The 21,680-nt window shown below is 64.5% G+C and carries 19 protein-coding genes; 5 read left to right on the forward strand and 14 right to left on the reverse strand.

All coding sequences use genetic code 11. The features are described 5' to 3' along the window. Positions 1-14: 14 nt before the first annotated feature. Positions 15-1,415 carry a glucose-6-phosphate dehydrogenase gene (locus tag J2S96_RS15420; RefSeq protein WP_306865372.1) on the forward strand — a complete coding sequence of 467 codons (1,401 nt, stop codon included), beginning with the start codon at positions 15-17 and terminating at the stop codon, positions 1,413-1,415. A gap of 116 nt (positions 1,416-1,531) precedes the next feature. Here J2S96_RS15420 and J2S96_RS15425 read toward each other — a convergent pair whose 3' ends face one another. After that, positions 1,532-1,870, reverse strand: a complete 339-nt coding sequence (locus J2S96_RS15425; RefSeq protein ID WP_028264639.1) for a P-II family nitrogen regulator — start codon at positions 1,868-1,870, stop codon at positions 1,532-1,534. Then, complete coding sequence (locus tag J2S96_RS15430) at positions 1,867-3,201, reverse strand: ammonium transporter (protein ID WP_306865376.1); 1,335 nt, start codon at positions 3,199-3,201, stop codon at positions 1,867-1,869. The genes J2S96_RS15425 and J2S96_RS15430 overlap by 4 nt, the downstream gene beginning before the upstream one ends. Positions 3,202-3,424: 223 nt before the next feature. Between J2S96_RS15430 and J2S96_RS15435 the strand changes: the two genes are divergently transcribed. Beyond that, positions 3,425-4,669 (forward strand): MFS transporter, encoded by a 1,245-nt coding sequence (locus J2S96_RS15435; RefSeq protein WP_306865378.1) that lies wholly within the window; start codon positions 3,425-3,427, stop codon positions 4,667-4,669. Between the two features lie 28 nt (positions 4,670-4,697). Here J2S96_RS15435 and ftsY read toward each other — a convergent pair whose 3' ends face one another. The 7 genes from ftsY to coaD all read right to left on the reverse strand — a co-directional run bounded on the left by ftsY (position 4,698) and on the right by coaD (position 12,766). Continuing rightward, positions 4,698-5,921 (reverse strand): signal recognition particle-docking protein FtsY, encoded by a 1,224-nt coding sequence (ftsY, locus tag J2S96_RS15440; protein WP_306865381.1) that lies wholly within the window; start codon positions 5,919-5,921, stop codon positions 4,698-4,700. 20 nt (positions 5,922-5,941) lie between these two features. Next, positions 5,942-9,535, reverse strand: a complete 3,594-nt coding sequence (gene smc, locus J2S96_RS15445) for a chromosome segregation protein SMC (RefSeq protein ID WP_306865383.1) — start codon at positions 9,533-9,535, stop codon at positions 5,942-5,944. A 107-nt stretch (positions 9,536-9,642) separates the two neighbouring features. Continuing rightward, positions 9,643-10,608, reverse strand: a complete 966-nt coding sequence (mutM, locus tag J2S96_RS15450; RefSeq protein ID WP_306865386.1) for a bifunctional DNA-formamidopyrimidine glycosylase/DNA-(apurinic or apyrimidinic site) lyase — start codon at positions 10,606-10,608, stop codon at positions 9,643-9,645. 8 nt (positions 10,609-10,616) lie between these two features. Further along, positions 10,617-11,348, reverse strand: a complete 732-nt coding sequence (gene rnc, locus J2S96_RS15455) for a ribonuclease III (protein ID WP_306865389.1) — start codon at positions 11,346-11,348, stop codon at positions 10,617-10,619. Between the two features lie 23 nt (positions 11,349-11,371). Further along, positions 11,372-11,575, reverse strand: a complete 204-nt coding sequence (rpmF, locus tag J2S96_RS15460) for a 50S ribosomal protein L32 (protein WP_234758120.1) — start codon at positions 11,573-11,575, stop codon at positions 11,372-11,374. Positions 11,576-11,607: 32 nt separating this feature from the next. Then, positions 11,608-12,135 carry a YceD family protein gene (locus tag J2S96_RS15465; RefSeq protein WP_306865394.1) on the reverse strand — a complete coding sequence of 176 codons (528 nt, stop codon included), beginning with the start codon at positions 12,133-12,135 and terminating at the stop codon, positions 11,608-11,610. A 130-nt stretch (positions 12,136-12,265) separates the two neighbouring features. Further along, positions 12,266-12,766: a pantetheine-phosphate adenylyltransferase gene (gene coaD, locus J2S96_RS15470; RefSeq protein ID WP_306865396.1), complete on the reverse strand. Its 501-nt coding sequence runs from the start codon at positions 12,764-12,766 to the stop codon at positions 12,266-12,268. A gap of 46 nt (positions 12,767-12,812) precedes the next feature. Here coaD and J2S96_RS15475 point away from each other — a divergent pair, with 46 nt between their 5' ends. Together J2S96_RS15475 and J2S96_RS15480 are read left to right on the forward strand one after the other, a co-directional pair. Continuing rightward, positions 12,813-14,102, forward strand: coding sequence for an aminotransferase class I/II-fold pyridoxal phosphate-dependent enzyme (locus J2S96_RS15475; RefSeq protein ID WP_306865398.1), 1,290 nt, complete (start codon positions 12,813-12,815; stop codon positions 14,100-14,102). Between the two features lie 2 nt (positions 14,103-14,104). Next, positions 14,105-14,893, forward strand: coding sequence for a spermidine synthase (locus tag J2S96_RS15480; protein ID WP_306865402.1), 789 nt, complete (start codon positions 14,105-14,107; stop codon positions 14,891-14,893). Positions 14,894-14,915: 22 nt separating this feature from the next. Here the strand turns inward: J2S96_RS15480 and rsmD are convergent, their stop codons facing one another. Genes rsmD through thiL form a run of 4 tightly spaced genes read right to left on the reverse strand, consistent with a single transcriptional unit; the run spans position 14,916 to position 19,852 of the window. Beyond that, on the reverse strand, positions 14,916-15,482 hold the full coding sequence (gene rsmD / locus J2S96_RS15485; protein ID WP_306865405.1) for a 16S rRNA (guanine(966)-N(2))-methyltransferase RsmD: 567 nt from the start codon (positions 15,480-15,482) through the stop codon (positions 14,916-14,918). Positions 15,483-15,533: 51 nt separating this feature from the next. Further along, positions 15,534-17,801, reverse strand: coding sequence for an ATP-dependent DNA helicase RecG (locus J2S96_RS15490; RefSeq protein ID WP_306865408.1), 2,268 nt, complete (start codon positions 17,799-17,801; stop codon positions 15,534-15,536). Continuing rightward, entirely contained in the window at positions 17,791-18,816 is a 1,026-nt protein-coding gene (locus J2S96_RS15495; RefSeq protein WP_306865549.1) for a DAK2 domain-containing protein, read from the reverse strand. Before J2S96_RS15495 ends, J2S96_RS15490 begins: the two co-directional genes overlap by 11 nt. Before the next feature lie 22 nt (positions 18,817-18,838). Next, the gene (thiL, locus tag J2S96_RS15500) at positions 18,839-19,852 is read right to left on the reverse strand and encodes a thiamine-phosphate kinase (protein ID WP_306865411.1); all 1,014 of its coding nucleotides are present in this window, start codon (positions 19,850-19,852) and stop codon (positions 18,839-18,841) included. 85 nt (positions 19,853-19,937) lie between these two features. Between thiL and J2S96_RS15505 the strand changes: the two genes are divergently transcribed. Further along, positions 19,938-20,453, forward strand: coding sequence for a DUF3515 family protein (locus J2S96_RS15505; RefSeq protein WP_306865413.1), 516 nt, complete (start codon positions 19,938-19,940; stop codon positions 20,451-20,453). A gap of 51 nt (positions 20,454-20,504) precedes the next feature. Here the strand turns inward: J2S96_RS15505 and J2S96_RS15510 are convergent, their stop codons facing one another. Beyond that, a complete protein-coding gene (locus tag J2S96_RS15510; protein WP_370873138.1) occupies positions 20,505-21,671 on the reverse strand; it encodes a D-alanine--D-alanine ligase family protein in 1,167 nt (388 codons plus the stop codon). Positions 21,672-21,680 lie beyond the last annotated feature (9 nt).

A 21,680-nucleotide genomic window follows, 5' to 3' on the forward strand; every position in this document is an offset into this window, starting at 1 on the left:
GGCATGCTGGCACAGTGACCAGCAAAACAACAGTAAATACGTTGCTCATCCTAGGCGCCTCCGGAGATCTGACGGGCCGATTGCTGTTGCCTGGCCTTGCCAGGCTCGTGGCCAACGGCCTGGCGGACGGCCTGAAGCTTGTCGGAGCCGGTTCCGACCCGTGGACGCCCCAGCAGTGGACCAAACGTGTGGGCGATGCGTTCAAGGAGGCCGCCAACGGTGCAGGTGCCGCGGGCAGGAAAGCCATCGCGGCCTTGGAGGAAAGCACTGAATACCATCAAGTGGATGTGACGGCGGAAGGCCAGCTCGCGGCGCTCCTGGCCGGGCTCGAAGCACCGATCGCCGTGTATTTTGCTTTGCCTCCGCACATCAGCCAGAAGGCCTGCGAGGTCCTCACCGCCCAGGACCTTCCTCCCGAAACAAGCCTGGTGATGGAGAAACCCTTCGGGTCCAGCTCCGAATCCGCCCGGGAACTGAACCAGACCCTCGCGGCTTTGGTCCCGGAAGACCACATCCACCGTGTGGACCACTTCCTTGGCAAGGCGACCGTCTTCAACATCCTGGGCCTGCGCTTCGCGAACAGATTCCTGGAGCCTGTATGGAACCGGGACCACATCGAGAAGGTCGAGATCATCTTTGACGAAGACCTCGCACTCGAAGGGCGTGCGCGCTACTACGACGGAGCCGGCGCCCTCAAGGACATGATCCAGAGCCATTTGCTCCACATCATGGCGCTGCTGGCCATCGATGCGCCCGCCACCATCGGCGAGCGTGATCTCCGCGACGCGATTTCCACGATCCTGCGTGCGAGCAGCATCAACGCGCCATACAAGAAGTCCTCACGCCGGGCTCGGTACACAGCCGGCCGGATCGGCGATCGGGACGTGCCGGACTATGCCTCGGAAGAGGGCGTGGACCCAGCCCGGGAGACGGAAACGCTCGCCGAAGTCGAAGTGGGAATCGACACGTGGCGCTGGAAAGGCGTCCCCTTCATCCTGCGGTCAGGAAAGGCTCTGGGCACCGCGCGGAAAGAGGCCATCGTCACCTTCCGGCCCGTTCCACACCTGCCGTCCGGATTCGAGGGCGTGGACGCTCCGAACCAGCTCCGCATCGGCTTTGGTCCTGACACACTGCAGCTCGACATTGACGTCAACGGTCCTGGAAACATCTTCTCCCTCGATCGCGTGACGCTCAACGCGGAATTGAATGCTTCCGATCTGTTGCCTTATGGGGAAGTACTGGAAGGCATCATCACCGGCGATTCCCTGCTATCGGTCCGCGGCGACACCGCCGTCGATTGTTGGCGGATCATCGAGCCCGTGATCAAGGCCTGGGCCAAGGATTCGGTGCCGCTCGAAGAGTACAAGGCCGGCGGGCCCGGTCCCTCGGACTGGCCCACCGCCGTCGGGGGCTAGCCAGCCGGCCGCGCCACCGCCGTTGGGGGCTAGCCGGCCGCGCCACCGCCGAAGCGCACGCGCACGAAGGGCCGGGAACCTTCCCAGGTGCCCGGCCCTTCGTGTGCGTTGGTGCCTTAGATGGCCGCTGCTCCCCGCTCGCCCGTGCGGACACGGACTGCCTCGTAGACGTCTACGGTCCAGACTTTGCCGTCACCGGCGCGGCCGGTGTTGGAGGAAGCAATCAGGACATCGAGGATGTCGTCTGCCTGCTCGTCCGTGGCCAGGACCTCGACGCGGATCTTGGGAAGCAGGTCCACGTTGTACTCGGCTCCGCGGTACACCTCGGTGTAACCGCGCTGCCGGCCGTAGCCGCTGGCCGCGCTGACCGTCAGTCCCTGTACCCCGTATGCTTCGAGGCCCTCGCGGATGGCGTCGAGCTTCTCCGGGCGGACGATCGCCGTGATGAGTTTCATGCTTGGACACTCTCCTTGCCTGATACGGGTGCTTCGTCAGTCGCTTCGGACGACGCCTTGCCGGTGATGAGGTCGTGAAGGGGCTGGAAGCTTCCGCCGTGGCCACCGACGCCGAACTCGTATGCGGTTTCGGCATGCAGGCTGAGGTCTGCACCGGCGATCTCCTGGCGTTCGGAGATCCGGAAGCCCATGAGCTTGTGGATCGGGTAGGCGATGATGAACGTCATGACGCCGGTGAAGACGATCGAGCACAGTGCCGCCAGGGACTGTGCCACCAACTGGGTGGTACCTCCGCCGTAGAACAGGCCCGCGGGACCCTGCGTCGGCGTGGCGAGGAAGCCGATGGCCACGGTGCCGATGATGCCGGACACGAGGTGGACGCCGACAACATCGAGCGAATCGTCGTAGCCGAGCTTGAACTTGAGGCCGACAGCGAGGGCCGAGGCAACGCCGGCGGCAACACCGAGGGCGATGGCGCCGAGCGGGGATACGTTGGCACAAGCCGGGGTAATGGCAACCAAGCCGGCGACGACGCCCGAGGCCGCACCCAGGGAGGTGGGGTGGCCGTCACGGATGCGCTCCACGATCAGCCAGCCGAGCATGGCCGCAGCCGGCGCGACGAGCGTGTTGATCCAGATCAGGCCAGCCTGCTGCACGGTTGCCGCAGCACCGGCGTTGAAGCCGAACCAGCCGAACCAGAGGATGGCTGCGCCGAGCATGACCAAAGGCACGTTGTGGGGGCGGTGGTTCGGGTCCTTCCCGAAGCCCTTGCGGTTGCCGATGATCAGGACGAGGATGAGGCCAGCCACACCGGCGTTGATGTGCACCACGGTTCCACCCGCGAAGTCGATGACGGGAGCGAAGGTCTGGCCGAACCAGCCGGTTGACGAGAAGAGGCCGCCGCCCCAGACCATGTAGGCCAGGGGTGCGTACACGAGGGTGGCCCAGATCGGGGTGAAGAGCGTCCACGCCGAGAACTTTGCGCGGTCCGCGATGGCGCCGGAGATGAGGGCGACGGTGATGATCGCGAAGGTTGCGGCGTATCCGACATGGAGGAGGTCTGCCGGATCGGTGAAGTTATGCAGGCCAAAGTGGCTGAATGGGTTCGCGAAGATCTCGAAGAAGTTGTCCGTGTTGCTCGTGGACATTGAGGCGCCCCATAGGACCCATACGAGGGTCACAGTGCCGATGGCGATGAAGCTCATCATCATCATGTTCAAGGCGGCCTTGGCACGGGTCATGCCGCCATAGAAGAATGCCAGGCCCGGGGTCATGAACAGCACGAATGCTGATGCGACCAGGAGCCAAACGAGACCGGCGGTGAAGTCCATGTCTGCGTCCTCTCTGCTTTAGATGCGGGCTGAGCCGCCTGTCCCAACGCATTTGCGTTCTGCATAAGAGTTTTGCGGGACAGTGTTTCACCTGCGAAGGTTTTAGATTGCGGGGCTGTTACAAGAACTTCTCGAAGGTAAATGGTGCGTATCACCCTTGTTACGGATATGTTTCGTCAGTTCCATCTCTCCGCGTTCCGACTACCCAGAGGACTCCGACGCCATGACCGCAAGCCCCGAATCCCCCGCCGATCAAGGGGCGAGGGCCACGAAGGCTGGACTGCCCCGGGACATCAAGGTGATGTTGGCGGCAGCGTTCCTGATTGCCCTGGGTTTTGGCCTCGTAGCTCCCGTGCTCCCGCAATTCGCGACGACCTTCGACGTCGGCGCAACGGCAGCCGCGGTGATCGTGAGTATTTTCGCCTTCATGCGCTTGGTGTTTGCCCCGGCCGGAGGTGTCCTGATGGGCCGCTTCGGCGAGCGTCCCGTGTACATCGCGGGGTTGCTGATTGTCGCGGCGTCGACCGCGGCTTGTGCCTTCGCCCAGAGCTACTGGCAGTTGCTGGTGTTCCGGGGCCTTGGCGGAGCAGGCTCTGTGATGTTCACGGTAGCGTCGATGGGCCTGTTGATCAGGCTCGCCCCCGCGGAAAGCCGCGGACGGGTCTCCGGGGCGTACGCCTCTGCCTTCCTGATCGGTAGCGTCCTGGGCCCCGTGGTTGGCGGACTGCTGGCCGGATTCGGGCTGCGCGTCCCGTTCCTCGCTTACGCAGCCGCGTTGGTCCTGGCGGCCTTGGTGGTGCGCACGCAGCTGACAGGCAGCTCGAAGGCAACGAACCAAGGCGGCGCGGCGGGTCCCGCGATGCGCATGAAGGAGGCCTTGGGCGATTCTGCCTACCGGGCCGCCCTGTTCTCCAGTTTCAGCAACGGCTGGGCGACTTTCGGCGTGCGCATGGCCACTGTGCCGTTGTTCGCGGTGGTTGTCCTGGCTGGAGGATCGGCCGCGGCGGGTTGGGCGCTGGCGGTGTTTGCGGGGGGAAATGCGCTGGCGCTTACCTTCTCCGGCCGCATGGCCGACAGCTACGGCCGCAAACCCATGATGCTGTTGGGTTTGGCCGTCACCGGCCTGGCCACCGCATCCATCGGGTTGACCGGCAATCTTCCCGCGTTTTTCGCGGCGTCCGCCGCGGCCGGTTTCGGCTCCGGTTTGCTGAACCCGGCCCAGCAGGCCGCCGTCGGGGACATCATCGGTCGCGGCCGCTCCGGCGGCAAAGTGCTGGCGGCCTTCCAGATGTCATCCGACGCCGGAGCGATCGTGGGGCCCGTCCTGGTTGGCTTCCTGGCCGACGGATTGGGCTACGGCTGGGCCTTCGGCGCAACCGGCGGCATCCTCCTTCTCGCCGCGGTGGGCTGGTCAGTGGCCCGCGAGCCGATGGCTCGCGGCCCGGAACCCATCGACTCCCCCACGTAATGCCCAGGCTCGTTGGGCGGGATGCGGCTTAGTTCAGCAGGGCGTCGACGAAGGCTTCGGGCTCGAACGGCGCAAGGTCGTCCGGACCCTCGCCGAGGCCAACAAGCTTGACTGGAACGCCGAGGGCCTTTTGGATCGCGACGACGATTCCGCCCTTGGCGGTGCCGTCCAGTTTGGTGAGCACGATTCCCGTGATGTTGACCACTTCGGAAAAGACCTTGGCTTGGTTCAGCCCGTTCTGGCCGGTGGTCGCATCGAGGACAAGCAGGACCTCATCCACCTCGGCAAGCTTCTCGACGACGCGCTTGACCTTGCTCAGCTCGTCCATCAGGCCGACCTTGTTTTGCAAGCGGCCGGCGGTGTCGATCATGACGACATCCACTTCCTGCTCAATGCCGGACTTGACGGCTTCGAAGGCGACAGATGCGGGGTCCGCGCCGACGACGTGCGACCTGACGGTCGCGACACCGACACGCTGGCCCCACGTGGCAAGCTGCTCCGCTGCCGCGGCACGGAAGGTGTCAGCCGCGCCCAGCAGGACATCCTTGTCTTCAGCGACGAGAACGCGCGCCAGCTTGCCGACGGTGGTGGTCTTGCCGACCCCGTTGACGCCGACGACGATCATGATGGCCGGGTGGGCTCCCTTGCGTTCCACGTTCAGGCTGCGGTCCATCGTGGGATCCACAAGCTTGATGAGTTCCTCGCGCAGGAGGGCTTTGACGTCCTCGGGGCTACGGGTGCCTTGGACCTTCACACGCGCACGCAAAGCGTCGACGAGCTCCATTGTGGGCTCGGTGCCGAGGTCGGCAAGGAGCAGTGTTTCTTCGACTTCGTCCCAGACGTTGTCGTCGATCTTGTCGCTCGAAAGCAGCGCAAGGAGCCCCTTGCCGAGAATGCTGTTGGATTTGACCAACCGCGCACGAAGCCGGTTGAGGCGACCCTCGACAGGCGCTGGGGTCTCCACCTGGATAAGTTCCAGTCCCGCGGCGTCGTCCTGAACGTCGGTCTCTGGTGCGTCAACGTCGGCGGGTTCGACGACGCTGCCGGGCGCTGCGCGATCCGGCGCGGTCCCGGGGCCGTCGTCGAGGACAGTTCCGCCGCCTGCCTGCACCTTGTCAGCGGGGTCGTTGGCGTCGCGCGTTCCAACGTAAGTCGAGGAGGACTTCCGCGCCTTGAGCAGGACAGGAATCAGCCCTCCGACCACCACGATGGCAGCGACAATGGACAAAATAATGGGGAGGAGATCATTCACTCCCCTAGCTTCTCACAAAGCTAGACCTCGGCACCGAGCCTCTGGCTAATGACGGTGGAGACGCCATCGCCCCGCATCGTCACTCCATAGAGGGCATCCGCGACTTCCATCGTCCGCTTCTGGTGCGTAATGACAATCAGCTGGCTGGACTCGCGCAGCTCTTCGAAAATTGTGATGAGCCTGCCCAGGTTCGTGTCGTCCAGAGCGGCTTCCACTTCATCCATGACATAGAACGGCGAAGGCCGTGCCTTGAAAATCGCCACGAGCAACGCCACGGCCGTCAGCGAACGCTCGCCACCTGAGAGCAAGGACAACCGCTTGATTTTCTTGCCGGCGGGCCTTGCCTCCACTTCGATGCCGGTGGTCAGCATGTCATCGGGGTCCGTCAGCACCAACTTGCCTTCTCCACCGGGAAAAAGCCGGGCAAAGACGTGGTCGAACTGTTTGGAGGTATCGGCGAAGGCCTCGGCAAAGACCTGCTGGACCCGGTTGTCCACTTCCTTGATGATGTCCAGAAGGTCTTTGCGGCTTGATTTGAGGTCTTCCAGCTGCGTGCTCAGGAATTGGTGGCGCTCCTCGAGTGCGGCAAACTCCTCAAGCGCCAAGGGGTTCACCTTCCCAAGGGCGGCGAGGTCGCGTTCTGCCTTGCGGAGCCGCTTCTCCTGCTCGGCGCGGACAAAGGGAACGCCTTCGATGATGGCGTTTCCGTCCTCGTCCACCGGCGTCCGGAGTTCGGCCCACTTGTCCGCCGAGGACGCGGGTACGGGAACGGGCTGATCCGGACCGAAGTCAGCCACGAGTTGTTCCGCTGACAGGCCGAGCTCCTCGATGGCCCGGGTTTCCAACGCTTCGATCCTGAGCTTCTGCTGGGCTCGCGCGAGTTCGTCGCGGTGGACGGAATCCGTCAGTCCTGTCAGCTCCTGGGCCAACGCCTCGTTACTGCTCCGGACATCGGCGAGTTCCTTCTCGCGCTGCTCACGGACTGCCTCGGCGAGGGAGCGGGCGCGGGCGGCCAGGTCTACTGAAACGTCGACGAAGCGTACGGCTTGTTCGACGGCGGAAACGACGGCGGATGCCCGCTCGGCCTGGGCTTTGCGGCGCAGGGCCCGGCGCGCGGCCTCCTCGCGTGCCCGCCGTTCGCTGGCGGCGGCCCGTTCGAGGGACGCGGCCCGGTTGCTGGTCGCTGCGAGCTGTTCCTCGGCACTTCGCAACCCCAGCCTGATCTCCATCTCCCGGGACCGTGCTTCGCTTGCAGCCCTTGACAAGGCATCGCGGTGCTCCGTGGAAGGCTCTTCCTCCTGGGGAGCTTCCTGAGCCGCGGCCAGGCGTTCCGCCGCAAGCTCAAGGGATTCCTCTGCCACGGCCATGTTCAGTTCGGCCTTGGCCAGGGACTCCGCCATTCGATCGCGCTCCGCGACGGCGCTGCGCAACTGGGAATTCAGGTGGCCAAGCCGTTCCGCGACGGCTGCAAGGCGGGCATCCGAGTCGTGAAGTTTGTCCAGCGCCGCATTTGCCCGCTCCTGGGCATCGGCCCGGCGGGCTTCGGCTCCGGCCAGGGCGAACTTGCCTCGCTCGAGGCGGGCGGTGAGCTCCAGGAGCCGTGCGTCGGCGTCGTCCACTGCGGCTTGGACTTCAAGAAGCGACGGCGCCGTGGCCGATCCGCCGTCCACCGTCAGGGCCGTGAAGACGTCGCCTTCGAGCGTCACGGCCGTAAGCCGAGGATTGCCGGCAATGAGGCTTTCCGCCATGTGCAAGTCGTCGACGACGGCTGTGAGCCCCAAGAGGGCCACTGCGCCCCTGGCTTCGGGGGAGTCAGCCGTCACCAACTCGGCGGCCCAGCGTGCCCCGTCGGGCAGCGTCGGCAGTTCCCGCTGGCCCGGCCCAGGACTTTCGGAGCGCACCGCGCCCGCCACCAGGAGCGCGGCGCGTCCGGCGTCGGCATCCTTCAACAGTTGCATCGCGGCGACGGCTCCCGTCATGTCGGCCACCACGACGGCATCCGAAGTGCTGCCAAGCGCTGCGGCCACGGCAGTCTCGTACCCGGGCTCCACTGTCAGGAGGGAAGCCAGCGACCCCAGGACTCCGGGGTGGTCCGAAGACAGGACCCGTGAAGAGCCGTCCTTGCGGTTGAGTCCAAGCTGCAGGGCGTCACGGCGGGCGGTGAGGGCATCACGTTCGCGGACTTCGTCCCGTTCGGCGGCTTTCAACGTCTCGATCTCCGCGTTGATCCCGTCAAGGAGGGCGGCGGCGTCCTCGTATTCGGCGTCGAGGCTTTCTTCACCGTCTTCAACGCCGGCCACTTGCGATTCGAGAGCAGTAAACTCACTTTGCGCGTGGCGACGGCGCTCCTCGCCGGCGGAAAGCGAGTCCCTGAGCCTGCCCCGTTCGGCCTCGGCTGCTTCGGCCCTGGAACGTGCGGCCGCCAATTGTCCTACGAGTTTCGCGAGGCCTTCACGGCGATCGGCTGCCGCCCGCAAAGCGGCCGTCAGGCGCTTGTCCTCGGCCGCAGCCAGGTTCTCGGCTTCCTGCTTGGCCGCCGTGGCCTCGAGCAGTCTTGCTTGCTTCGCCAGAATGTCGTGCTCCAGCTCCGACTGCTCCTGCCGGACCCGCGCGGCCTGCCGGTCCAGGTGGTCAGGGTCGCGGCCGGAATCCGGGACAGCATCCGAGGCACCGAGGAGGCGGCGGCGCTCGGTAGCGAGCGAACCCAGCGCGCGAAGACGGTCCCTGGTTGCGGACAGCTGGTACCAGTTGTCCCTGGCCGCATTGAGCCTGGGTGTGGCCTCGGCCGCGAGCTGCTCAAGACGCATCTGGCGCTGACGGCCCGCGTCGAGCTCCGCTTCGACTGCCACGCGCCGCTCTTTCAACGCGGCTTCGTCGGCGACGTCCTTCTCCAAGGCCCGGGTGAGCTGGACAAGATCATCGGCCAACAGCCTTGACTTGGCGTCCCGGACGTCGAATTGCACGGTCTGGGCGCGGCGGGCGACTTCGGCCTGCTTGCCCAGTGGCGTGAGTTGACGGCGGATTTCCGCCGTAAGGTCACCAAGGCGCTGCAGATTCGCTTGCATGGCCTCCAGTTTGCGGACAGTCTTTTCCTTGCGGCGCCGGTGCTTGAGAATGCCTGCGGCTTCCTCGATGAATCCCCTGCGGTCCTCGGGAGTGGCGTGCAGGACCCGGTCCAGCTGCCCTTGGCCCACGATCACATGCATCTCCCGGCCAAGGCCTGAATCGGAGAGCAGCTCCTGGATGTCCAAGAGGCGGCATGGCGAGCCGTTGATGGCGTACTCGGATCCGCCGGTCCGGAAAAGGGTGCGGGATATGGTGACTTCGCTGTATTCGATCGGCAGGGCGCCGTCGGCGTTGTCGATCGTCAGCGCAACGTGCGCGCGGCCCAGAGGGGGCCGACCCGATGTGCCCGCGAAGATGACGTCTTCCATCTTGCCGCCGCGCAGGGTCTTGGCACCTTGTTCGCCCATGACCCATGCCAGCGCGTCAACCACATTGGACTTGCCCGAACCGTTGGGGCCGACAACGGCCGTGACGCCCGGCTCGAAGTCGAACGTCGTGGCCGACGCGAACGACTTGAATCCCCGGACAGTCAAACTTTTCAGATGCAAGGTGGTTCGGATCACTTTCAATGGCGGCAGTGGCTGCTTTACGGCCTAAATCTACTGCCCGACGGCGGAAATCCCCGGATTTGCGGGGGTTTAACCGCGAATCCGTGCTACCAGCGGCCGTTGCGCGGCTTCGGCTGGCAGATGGGGCACGTGTACGAGGAGCGGTTCATGAATTGCTCGCGTTTGATCACACCCGGGAGTCCGACGGCTGAACAACGCCTGCATGGCTCGCCCGCCCGGCCATAGGCGTCCAGGGACCGGGCGAAGTATCCCGAAGCTCCGTTGACATTGACGTAAAGCGAATCGAAACTCGTCCCGCCGGCCGCAAGGGCGTCGGTCATGACTCCCTTCGCGGCGTCGATCACCCTCAGCGCATCGGCCCGCTTAAGGGTGTCTGTTGGTTTGGCGTAGTGGAGTTTGGCCCGCCACAGTGCTTCGTCGGCGTAGATGTTGCCTATGCCGGAGATGACGCCCTGGTCCAGCAGGGCACGCTTGAGCCCTGTCTTGCGGGCTCGGACCTTCCGGTAGAAGCCGTCAAAGGAGAAGTGCGGGTCCAACGGATCCCGGGCAATATGCGAGGCCTCTTCGGCAATTTCCGGAAGGGGCGTCTCGCCCTGGCCGCCGGGACCGCCGTCGGACGTCGGGACAAGGGAGGTGACAAAAAGCCCGCCGAAGATCCGTTGGTCCACAAACCGCAATTGCCCGGGCATACCGTCGGAACTGCTGAGGTGGAGACGGACTTTGAGGTGCTTCTCATCGGGAACCCCGGGATCCTGCATGAGCAGCTGCCCGCTCATGCCAAGGTGCGCCATGAGCGCCACCCGGGGCATCATTTCGCCGGTCACGGCCTCGCTGCGGGGTTCTTCGGTCCGCAGGGGCATCCACAGGAACTTGCCACGGCGGACGACGTCCAAGACCGTGGAGTTCTCGAGGTTGCCGATGAAGTCTTCTGTGCCCAGCGCGTGGCGGCGGATGGAACGCGGGTCCAGCACTTCCACGGACGTAATCGTCCGGCCGCGCACCCAACGCGCCAGCCCGCGGCGGACCACTTCGACTTCGGGCAGTTCAGGCATGTGGAAAGTCAGGCGCGGTGCGCGGCATCAGCCTGCGAGCCGGCTTTGCTGTTGAGCGTGACCTTGCTGTTCAGGGCGCGCCATGCATCTGCGGCGGCTTCCTGCTCGGCTTCTTTTTTGGAGTGGCCCGTGCCTTTGCCGTAGGCAGTGCCGCCGATCTGAAGCACTGCTTCGAAGCTGCGTGCGTGGTCCGGGCCGGAACCTTCGACGGCATAGTAGATGGACCCGAGCTGACGGCTCGCGGCAAGCTCCTGCATGCTGGTTTTCCAGTCGGTGCCGGCTCCAAGGGCCGCGGCATCCTTGAGCAACGGGCCGACGAGCCGCATGACCAACTGCCGGGCGGTCTCCATGTCGTTGGAAAGATACGTGGCGCCAATGAGCGCTTCCATGGTGTCCGCAAGAATTGAGGACTTGTTCTTGCCGTCGGTGAGTCTTTCGCCCTGACCGAGGTAGATGAATTCGCCGATGCCAAGGTCGCGGCCGATTCCTGCCAGCGCACGGGTGCTGACGACGGCGGAGCGCCGCTTGGCAAGTTCGCCTTCCGGCAACGCAGGGTTGTCGCGGTACAGCGAATCGGTCACGGAGAAGCCCAGAATGGAGTCGCCCAGAAATTCGAGGCGCTCGTTGGTGGGTATCCCGCCATTTTCATACGCGTATGAACGATGTGTCAGAGCAAGACGAAGCGTCTCGGCGTCAATGGAGACACCGAGACGCTTCAGAAGCTCTTCAGTTGAAGACATCCTTTGTCAGCCTTGTGGCGGATTTAGGCGTCTGCGACCTTGCGGCCCTTGTATTCAAGGAACAGCGCAGTCCCGGCAGAGTCGGTGACGACCTTTGCCTGGTGCGGCAGGCTGTAAACAACCTGTCCGTTTTCGACGGTCTTGACCAAGTTGGGGGCAGTTGCCTTCCACTGGGCACGGCGGGCGCGTGTATTTGCGCGAGACATTTTCCGCTTGGGAACAGCCACGGCTATCTCATTTCTCTTTTAGTCAACACTTACTAATCAGTTTGCCGGTCGGTCTTAGCCAGTTCAGCTAGGGCAGCCCAGCGAGGATCCAGGTCCTCGTGGTGGTGCCCCGGCTCGTCTTCCAGACGCACTCCGCATACTGAGCAAAGGCCCTGGCAGTCTTCCCGGCACACCGGCTGGAACGGCAGCATGGTTACAACCGCGTCCCGCAACACCGGTTCAAGATCGATTAGATCGTGCTCGACTCGACGTTGCTCTTCATCGTCTTCTTCGTCCGACAGCTCAACGCCCTCATAGAAGAAAAGTTCTTGCACATTGACCTCAAGGTCATACGCAAGGGGATCCAGGCATCGTCCGCATTCGCCCTTGACTTCAGCGAGCACGGTTCCAGATACCAGAATTCCTTCGTGTACGGCCTCAAGCCTCAAGTCGAGCTCGATATCCGAGCCTTCCTGAACGCCAATGAGTGCCACGCCAAGATCACTTGGCGCGGGTACATGTTCCGTGAGCGTCCGCATGCTTCCTGGACTACGTCCGAGGTCCTTGACGTCCAGCGTCAAAGGCGAACTTGCATCTCGCTTAATGAGAACTCCTGTAGAACATATGACCGACGTACCATCTTAGCCTGAACGCGCGAACGGACTCAAACCGGACCAATTGAACGCGTTCTGCCCGAGGTACCGATCCAGCTTACCCGTTGCGAGGCTGCTCCGCTGCCGACTCGCCAGCCGGGAGCCTCTTGAGCACGGATTTCGGCACGAAATCGGAAACATCACCGCCCAAGAGAAATATTTCCTTGATAAGCGTGGAGGACAAGTGCAGGTAATGGGCCTCCGCCGGGAGAAAAACAGTCTCGACTCCGGACAATTGGCGGTTCATGGTGGCCATGGGAAGTTCATAGTCAAAATCCGAGGACGAACGCAGGCCCTTCACGATCGCCGAGATTCCCCGGTGCCTGCAGTATTCGGCCAGCAGCCCCTCACCCATGGGCTCCACGATGATGCCGCGCAGGGAAGCAAGGGTCTGCCGTGCCATGTCCATGCGTTCTTCCAGGCTGAAGCGGTACTTCTTCGCGTAGTTGGTGGACACCGCGACGACGACTTCATCGAACAAGCCGGCGGCCCTTGCGATGACTTCCAGATGTCCGTTGTGGATGGGGTCGAAGGAGCCAGGGCACACTGCGCGTCTCATGGTTCGAACCTACCGCATCCGGGGCCGCCGGCACTATGGCGATACCATGGCTGGAACGGCGGGCCGGACGAGCCCGAAAGCCAGCACCCAGGAAGGCAACAGCACAGTGACGAGCCCGGCCTCTCTCAGCGAGAACACGTCCGTCGCCCCTTGGCAGCGAGCCGCCAGCGGAGCCAACCTGCTTTCAGCCGACGGCAGCCTCGGAGCGACCATCTTCGAAGAGATGACCACGCTTGCAGTCTCCACCGGCGCGATCAACCTGGGCCAAGGATTTCCCGATGAGGACGGCCCCGCGGAAATCAAGGCAGCAGCGCAGGCAGCCATCACGGCGGGAGCCAACCAGTACGCGCCGGGCAAAGGCCTCCCTGAACTTCGCGAGGCTATCGCAGTGCACCAGGAACGATTCTACGGGCTGTCCCCGGACCCGCAGACCGAAGTCATCGTGACCACCGGGGCCACTGAAGCCATCGCAGCCTCCCTGCTCGCATTCGTCGAACCGGGCGACGAGGTCCTGACCTTCGAGCCCTTCTATGACTCTTATGGCGCCATCATCGGTCTCGCCGGCGCCAGGCACGTGACCGCTCCCCTGCTGGCGCCTGGCTTCCTTCCGGACATGGACGCGATGGAATCGGCGTTCAGTGAGCGCACCAAGGTTGTGCTCCTCAACAACCCGCACAATCCCACTGGCGCGGTCTTCCCCCGCGAGGTGCTCGAACGCATCGTCGGGCTCGCTCGCAAATACGATGCCGTGATCCTCAGCGACGAAGTCTACGAACACCTCACCTTCGGCGTGCAACACCTTCCGATCGCCGGTATCCCAGGCGCGGCAGAACGCAGTGTCACGATTTCCTCGGCCGGCAAGACGTTCTCGTTCACCGGTTGGAAGATCGGCTGGCTCAGCGGACCTGCCCACCTCGTGGCAGCGATCCGCACAGTCAAACAATTCCTCAGCTACAGTTCCGGCACACCCTTCCAGAGTGCGATCGCCACAGGCCTTGCCCTGCCCGACGAGTTCTACACCGGCATCGCGTCCGCTCTCCAGCACAAGCGCGACATCCTGGCCGAGGGACTGCGGGCCGCCGGCTTCGGCGTCTACACGCCGCGGGGAACATACTTCATCAACGTAGACACCGCACCGCTCGGCATCAGCGATTCCGTGGACCTGGCGCGAAGACTACCGGAACTCGTCGGGGTGGCCGCCATCCCCGTTCCCGTGTTCTGCCATCCGGAAGGCGCGGAAAGGACCCGTAGCCTTCTCCGCTTCGCATTCTGCAAGAGGACCGAAGTATTGGAAGAAGCGGCTGCCAGGCTGGCCACCCTGCGGGACAAGCTCTGATCGTGTCGACCGGGCAAAACCACGAGGGGCGGCGTTTCCTTCGGACCACCGGCCAACATGCCTCGATCGAAGCCGACTCGCTGATCGACGGTGCCTACATCCTGCGCATCGGCGATGCCGAGCAATCCCACGTCAATCTCGCCGAACCCGCTGAAATCTTCTACGAGTACCTGCGCAGGATAGGCCATGTGGTTGATCTGGCCGCGCCAGGCGGCCAAGCCATCACCGCCCTTCACCTCGGCGCGGGGGCCTTGACGCTGGCCCGCTACATCGAGGCGACGAGGCCTGGTTCCGAACAGCACGCCGTCGAGCTCGAACGCGAATTGCTCGACTTCGTGTTGCAGAAGTTACCCATGCCGGACGGCACCCGCTTGGAGACGCATATCGGCGACGCACGCGAAACCCTCGCCGAGCTGCCCGCCGAACTCGAGTTCGACGTCGTGATCCTTGACATCTTCTCCGGACCCGAGGCTCCGGCCCATATCGCTTGCCAGGAGTTCTATGAAGAGGCCGCGGCGCGGCTTCAGCCCGCTGGAGTGCTCATCGTCAACGTCGGCGACGAAGCGGCCCTGACTTTGGTGCGCAGCCAGGTCGCCGCGATGCGTCGGGCGATGCCCGACGTTGCCGCCTGCGCCGAAGCCGGCATGTTCGCCGGCCGCTACCCCGGCAACATCATCCTGGTGGGGACCCGCGGGCCGTGGCCAGCCGAGTGGACAGCGGAACTCCTGGCCCGCGGGCCGCACCCCGCAGCGGTGCTGAGCGGAGTGGAGCTGGACCGGATTACAGGCTAACGCCTCATCCGGGCCCGGGTGGCTAGACGGGCTCGGCGAACCAGAGCTTGGTTTCCCCGTACTTCTTGTCGGCAAAGCGTTCGAGGGTGTCCGGCCAGTCAGGTTCCGGGGACCGTGAGGAACGCTCGACGACCACCACGGCACCTTCATCGAGGTGGAAGGCCAGCTTGGCGAGTACCACTTTCAGGGAGGACTCATCCAAAGGATAGGGCGGATCCAGGAACACCAGGTCCCAGAGAACGTCATCCGCCGCGCGTTCCAGGAAGGATTCCACTTTGGAACGATGGACGGACACGACCCTGCGTCCCAGCACTTGGTTGGCCATGTCGGCGTTTCGCTGGCAGACCTCGGATGCCCTTGCATCGAATTCCACGAGTTCGGCTGAGCGCGCGCCCCGGCTGGCACTTTCGATGCCGAGCGAGCCAGAACCGGCATAAAGATCCAAGACACGGGCATCGTCTATGGCGTCGAGAGCCTCGAGCCGGGAAAACAAGGCCTCCTTGACGCGATCCGTCGTAGGCCTGGTGGCGTTTCCCGGGACGCTGACCAGCGGGTTGCCACCGGCCACGCCGGCAATGATCCGGCTCACCGGCAAACTCCCGGGGCGGCGCACACGAGGGTGCCTTCAGGCCTGGATTCCTTAGCCGCGTTCAAGGAACGCCTCCTTTTCGGGGTTGAGATATTCGTCGATCGCGGCAGCCAGTGCCTGTTGGCCCTCAAGCCCTGGGTAGTTCGCCACGAGCCGCTGCGCATCGGTACGGGCGCGGGCGATCACATCCTCGTGCTCCAGGACCCGCAAGAGCTTGAGGGTGGAGCGCCCACCGGATTGCGAAGCGCCCAGGATGTCGCCTTCCCGGCGCAGCTTGAGGTCTTCCTGGGAAAGTTCGAAGCCGTCGGTAGTGGAAGCAACGGCGTCAAGCCGCCTGCGGCTCGGATGGCCGGGCTCGAGCGTCGTGACCAGCAGGCACGTGCCTGGAAGCCCGCCTCGGCCGACCCTCCCACGCAGCTGGTGGAGTTGCGAAATACCGAAGCGGTCAGCATCGAGGATCACCATCAGCGTGGCGTTATGGACATCCACGCCCACCTCGATGACCGTGGTGGACACCAGCAGCTGGGTCTGGTTGGCAGTGAACGAGGCCATGGTTTCGGACTTAAGCACCGGATCCTGGCGTCCGTGGAGGGGCGCCACCCGGACCCCCCGGAGTGCGGGCTCCTGGCTGAGCGTTTCGACGACGGCGGTCACGGAGGCGAGCTCCCGCGCGGGGCCCTCTTCCGAGAGTTCGGCGTCGCTTGGTTCCGCCTCGCCCGGGCTGAAGTCGCCGTCGTCGTCGTCTCCGATCTTCGGACACACAACGTACACCTGGTGGCCGGCGTCGATCTCTTCCCTCGAGCGTTTCCAGATCCGGGCGGCCCAGCCAGGGTTTTCCGCAAGCCCGACGACGTGGGTGGAGATGGGTGCCCGGCCCGCTGGAAGCTCGTCCAGCACGGACGTCTCAAGGTCGCCGAAGACAGTCATCGCAACGGTGCGCGGAATCGGAGTGGCGGTCATGACCAGCAGGTGGGGCGGCCGGTTCGCCTTGGCACGCAGGGCGTCGCGCTGTTCCACTCCAAAGCGGTGCTGCTCATCCACCACAATCAGGCCGAGGTCCTGGAACGAGGTTTTGTCACTGAGCAGCGCGTGGGTACCGATCACAATGCCGGCGTTGCCCGAAGCCGCGTCCAGCATGGCCTGCTTGCGGGCAGCTAACGGCATGGAGCCCGTCAGAAGGGTGACCTGGACGGGACCCGGGCCGCTTTCTGACAATCCGGGCCCACCCAGCATCCCGGCGCCTCCGAACAAACCGTCGCGGGCCAGCGGGCCCAGGGTCCTCCGGATGGAATCGAAATGCTGTGCCGCGAGAACCTCGGTGGGGGCAAGCAGTGCCGCCTGCCCGCCGGCATCAACCACTTGGAGCATGGCACGCAAAGCCACGATCGTCTTTCCGGAGCCGACTTCGCCCTGCAGCAAGCGGTTCATCGGCGAGTCCTGTGCCAGCTCGTGGGAGAGGGTCTTTCCCACCGCGGCCTGGCCCGCGGTCAGCGTGAATGGCAGCTGCCGATCGAAGGACGCAAGGAGTCCGGCGGGCACGGGGCGCCGGGCGGTTGCCTCTTCGGCAGCCAGCTGGGCCCGGCGCCGCGCGAGCGCAGTCTGCAAAACCAGTGCTTCCTGGTAGCGGAACCGGTCACGGGCGCGCTGCCAGTCTGCTGCCGTTTCCGGCGAATGGATGAGCCGATACGCTTCCCCGATCCCCAGGAATTTCTCCCGGGCGGCAATGTCGGCAGGCAGCGGATCCTCAATGCCGTCCATATCGATGGTGTCCAGGAGCGTGGTGATGACCTTATGGATGGACCAACTGGTGAGCTTCGCGGTGGCCGGGTAGACGGGAATAGGCATGGCGGCCAGCTTTTCCGGATCGACGGAACCGGCCAATTCCGGATCCTCGTCGAGCAAGACGAAGTCCGGATTGGTCATGCCCAAGGAGCCGGCGTAGCGGCTGACCTTGCCGGAGAACATGACCCGGCGCCCCGGCTGGAGCTCAGTGCGGGCGCGGAAACCATTGAAGAAACTGATCTTCAATGTTCCGGGAATCTGCTCACCGCTGGCCTCGTCGCTGACCACCACGTCCGTCAATGATCCCCGCCTTGCCCGCATTTGCCGGGTTGAATTGGACAGGACCCGGGCGATGAGTGTGGCCTCTTCATCCAACGGCAGTTTGCTGATCGGCGTCAGCTCCCCGCGGTTCAAGTAACGGCGCGGAAAGTAGTTCAGCAGCTCCCCGACGGTGTCCAGGCCAAGGTGTTTCCCGATGACGGAGGCGGAGCGTTTGCCGATCCTGCGCTCGAGGGGAAGATGAAGCTCAGTATTCATGCCCGTGCTGGCCTGCCGGAAAGCCTGGGTCACGCGGCATCGAGAGCTGGCTGACCGAGATGTCGGTGGGGTCGCCTAGTGAGCGTATGACGGCCACAGCGGGCTCAGCCTCCGGAACATGGACATGCACGCGCCAGCGGTAGCTGGCTTCTGCGGCGTCCTCATCGTCATTGTCGTCCCCGGCGTCGTTCCGTCCTGCCGGGGCGCCCACCTGGCTCATGATCACGGAGTCGCCGAGTTCGTCCAAGCGCTGACGGAGCGTGGCCGCAGCCAGCGGTGAAAGGCTGATGGTGCACATGACCTCGACGCCGTCGTCGTCAGGCATTCCGGCGTGGATGTGCGGATCCTGCAGGTCATAGCCGTGCAGCCCGTCCAGGAGCTCATCCTGGAGTTCTTCGCCGAGCACAGCCGAACGCAGGCAGTCCAGGATCAGCAACATCCCTACCCCACCCGCGTCCACTACACGGGCGGCGTGCAGCGGGGCGAGTTGGTCCTCGGTTCGCACTACCGCATCCAGCGCGGCATTCACGGCGGCATCAAGGGCCAGGCCCAGGGCTTGGTTGCTGTCATCGCCGTTGTGCGCAGTATCGCATTCGCCCGCTGCCCTGGCGGCAGCTTCGAGAACGGAGAGCATGGTGCCCGGTACCGGCTCGCTCAAGGCCGACCAAGCCCGGATCTGGGCCCGGTTCAAGGCGGCGGCGAGCAGGGGCGCGCTGAGGCGCGGGTGCCCGGCCAGCGGCTCAGCCATGGCACACAAGAAGACAGCAAAGAGTGTTCCGGAGTTTCCGCGGGCCTGCTCCATGGCCACCCGTCCGGCCTCCGACAGAACCGCACCTACATCGTTTACGGGTTCGTCCACGGTGGAGCGATCAGCGAATGCAGCCGCAGCGGCGCGGACCGTGAGGTAGAGGTTGGTGCCGGTGTCGCCATCTGCCACCGGGAAGATGTTGATGGCGTTGAGGCGGTCGCTATGGTTCCCGAGCGTCGTCTCCGCTTTGCCCAGCCACCGCTTCATGGCGTGCGTATTGGCGGCAATTTTAGTCTGCAAAGTGATCCCATCCCACGGTGTCAGCGGGCATTCCCGCTATCCGGACGCCGCTGTGCTGTCCTTCGGCGACGGCCTGGATCGAGCCTATCGCAGTGAAGCCGGAAGGTAACTGAACATTTGCTGGAAATGTAGCCAGCAGGCCATGGTCTTCTCCGCCAGCCAGGACCCAGTCCATGGGATCGCGGACAAGAGGAGCCGAGGCAGCTTCCAGGGCCGCGGCAAGGGTCTTGAGCGCAATAGGGTCGAGGTCGAGCGCGACGCCGCTGGCCTCGGCGAGGCGCGCGCCGTCACGCAAAAGCCCGTCCGAGATGTCCATCATGGCCGTTGCTCCTGCCTTGGCACCCTGTGGTCCAGCGGCGAGGGGTGGCAGGGGCCGGCACTGGCAGTCCATGAGTGCGCGCTGGGCGGCGTTCAGCTCGCCCACGGGTATGGCGCTTTCAAGCAGGGCCAGGCCCGCTGCGGCGCGGCCCACAGTTCCGGCAAGGGCCAAGATGTCCCCAGGACGGGCCCCGGAGCGCAATACAGCAGGGAGCCCGTGCATTGTCCCGACGACGGCGACGGTCACCGCGATTTCGCTGCCGCGGCCCAGGTCTCCCCCGGCAACTGAGCAATCGCCGGCCCCCAAACCGACGATGCCGGCCGTGAGGCCATCCGCGAAGTCCTCGACCCAGCGCACCGGAGTGCCGGGCGGCATGGTCAAGCTGACGACGAGGGACACGGCGGTACCACCCATCGCGTTGATGTCGCTGAGATTCTGCGCCGCCGATTTCCAGCCGACGTCATACCCCGTAGTCCGGTATCCGTTGTTCCATTCCAGGCGAAAGTCCTGGTCCTGGGTCTGGGTATCGATGGAAATGAGGGTCCGGCCATCCGGGGCCGCGACAACCGCGGCGTCGTCCCCCGGCCCGAGCAGCACGCTGCTGCTGTGGTTCAGGCGCGGAAAAATGCGCGCGAGGAGCTCACCTTCGGAGAGCTCACCGACAATCTGCTGTTCTATGGACACAGCTCTACGCTATCGCGAACCGCCGACAGCAAAGGGGCCGTCCCGTGGCGCGAGCGGCCTGCTGCAGCCGCGATAGGCTTGATCAATGCAACAAACGAAATCCGCTGTGTACGTCCGCGCCCTCTGTTCACTGACAGCCGCGGCGGTTTCGGTCCTTGGCCTTGCAGCCTGCTCCCCCGTCGTTGACGTCCAGCCCGCGGCGGACGCCGCGAATGCCGCGTGTGCTCCCATGATGGTGGCGCTCCCTGACACCATCGGCGACGCCGCACTGCGGAAGACCAACAGCCAGGCCACGGCGGCTTGGGGCGACCCGTCTGTGTTGATTCTGCGTTGCGGTGTCAACGTGCCCGGTCCCACCACGGACCGCTGTGTCACGGTCAACGACGTCGACTGGGTCATCAAGGAAGGCGACCCGGTATGGACCCTGACCACTTATGGCCGCCAGCCCGCCACCGAAATCCTCCTGGACCCGAACAAGGTCAGCTCCGCCACGGTCCTTGCCGACTTGGCACCGGCGGCTTCGAAAATCAAGGCCGTCCGCAAGTGCGTTGGCCAGCCTGAGCTGCTGCAGAAGCTGCCCACGAGCACCCCCGGCAAGTAGCGAACCCCGGCCGGGGTTCAGAGCCGGCCAGTTATCAGCGCAGGCCGGTTTTCAGCGCAGGCCGGTTTTGCGATTGAGGGCCAGGTAGATGAGCTCGTCAATCAAATCGGCGTAGCCCAGCCCGGAAGCCGCCCACATTTGCGGATACATGCTCTTGGGCGTGAACCCGGGCATGGTGTTGATCTCGTTGATGATGAGTTCGCCGTCCGGGGTGTAGAAGAAGTCCACGCGGCTGAGGCCTTCGGCACCCACGGCATCGAACGCGGCCGCAGCGAGCTCACGGACGCGCGCAATGGCTTCCTCCGGAATATCGGCAGGGCAGCTGAGGGCTGCGGCGCCGTCCTCCACATACTTGGCGTTGAAGTCGTAGAACTGGTGTTCACCCGGGGCCACGGCGATTTCCCCCGGCATGGAGGTTCGAGGGGCAGCAGTGCCGCGTCCTTCAAGGACGGCGCACTCGATTTCGCGGCCAACAATGCCGGCCTCGATCACCAGCTTGAGGTCGTGCCGGCGTGCTTCTTCGATGGCGGCGTCCAAATCATCCATCGAATCCACTTTTGAAATCCCCATTGAGGAACCGGCGCGGGCCGGCTTCACGAAGACCGGAAAGCCGAGGCGGTCCACGCGCTTGCGCACGGCTTCGGCGTCGTTGATCCATTCACGGTCAGTGACGGCGACGTACGGTCCCACCGTGAGTCCGGCGGCCTCGAAAACGACCTTCATGAAGTGTTTGTCCATGCCGACGGCGGATGCCAGCACTCCGGCTCCCACGTAGCGGGTATCCGAGAGCTCCAAGAGACCCTGAATTGTGCCGTCTTCGCCCCAAGGCCCGTGCAGGAGCGGAAACACGACGTCAACGGAACCCAGTTCCTCGGGCACCTCATTCGCGGACGTGACGACCAGTTGATGGGCTCCACCAACCTCGGCCAGGGTCACGGTCTTCCCGGAAGGCGGCACCTCAGGCAAGGCCGAGGCGCTCAGCGACCATTGGCTGATGTCAGCGGAGGGGATCACCCACTGGCCCGACTTGGCTATCCCGATGGGGACGACGTCGTACTTCTCCTTGTCGATGGCGCCCATCACGCCGGCCGCTGTCACGCAGCTGACCGCGTGCTCGCTGGATCGGCCGCCAAAGAGCACGGCGACACGAGGGCGCCGATGTTCGGCAGGCTTCGCGGACTCGGCAGTTCCGGCAGAAGCAGCAGTTCCGGCGGACAGGGGTTCTTC

Source organism: Arthrobacter bambusae (assembly GCF_030812595.1).
Taxonomy (GTDB): Bacteria; Actinomycetota; Actinomycetes; order Actinomycetales; family Micrococcaceae; genus Arthrobacter; species Arthrobacter bambusae_B.

What these genes read in the sequence shown, in the direction of transcription:
- coaD (WP_306865396.1), bottom strand. Translation starts at nt 12,766, where the DNA reads ATGAGACGCGCAGTGTGCCCTGGCTCCTTCGACCCCATCCACAACGGA.
- J2S96_RS15490 (WP_306865408.1), bottom strand. Translation starts at nt 17,801, where the DNA reads ATGAATACTGAGCTTCATCTTCCCCTCGAGCGCAGGATCGGCAAACGC.
- J2S96_RS15475 (WP_306865398.1), top strand. Translation starts at nt 12,813, where the DNA reads ATGGCTGGAACGGCGGGCCGGACGAGCCCGAAAGCCAGCACCCAGGAA.
- rnc (WP_306865389.1), bottom strand. Translation starts at nt 11,348, where the DNA reads ATGTCTTCAACTGAAGAGCTTCTGAAGCGTCTCGGTGTCTCCATTGAC.
- J2S96_RS15430 (WP_306865376.1), bottom strand. Translation starts at nt 3,201, where the DNA reads ATGGACTTCACCGCCGGTCTCGTTTGGCTCCTGGTCGCATCAGCATTC.
- J2S96_RS15495 (WP_306865549.1), bottom strand. Translation starts at nt 18,816, where the DNA reads ATGAAGCGGTGGCTGGGCAAAGCGGAGACGACGCTCGGGAACCATAGC.
- J2S96_RS15435 (WP_306865378.1), top strand. Translation starts at nt 3,425, where the DNA reads ATGACCGCAAGCCCCGAATCCCCCGCCGATCAAGGGGCGAGGGCCACG.
- J2S96_RS15425 (WP_028264639.1), bottom strand. Translation starts at nt 1,870, where the DNA reads ATGAAACTCATCACGGCGATCGTCCGCCCGGAGAAGCTCGACGCCATC.
- J2S96_RS15505 (WP_306865413.1), top strand. Translation starts at nt 19,938, where the DNA reads ATGCAACAAACGAAATCCGCTGTGTACGTCCGCGCCCTCTGTTCACTG.
- mutM (WP_306865386.1), bottom strand. Translation starts at nt 10,608, where the DNA reads ATGCCTGAACTGCCCGAAGTCGAAGTGGTCCGCCGCGGGCTGGCGCGT.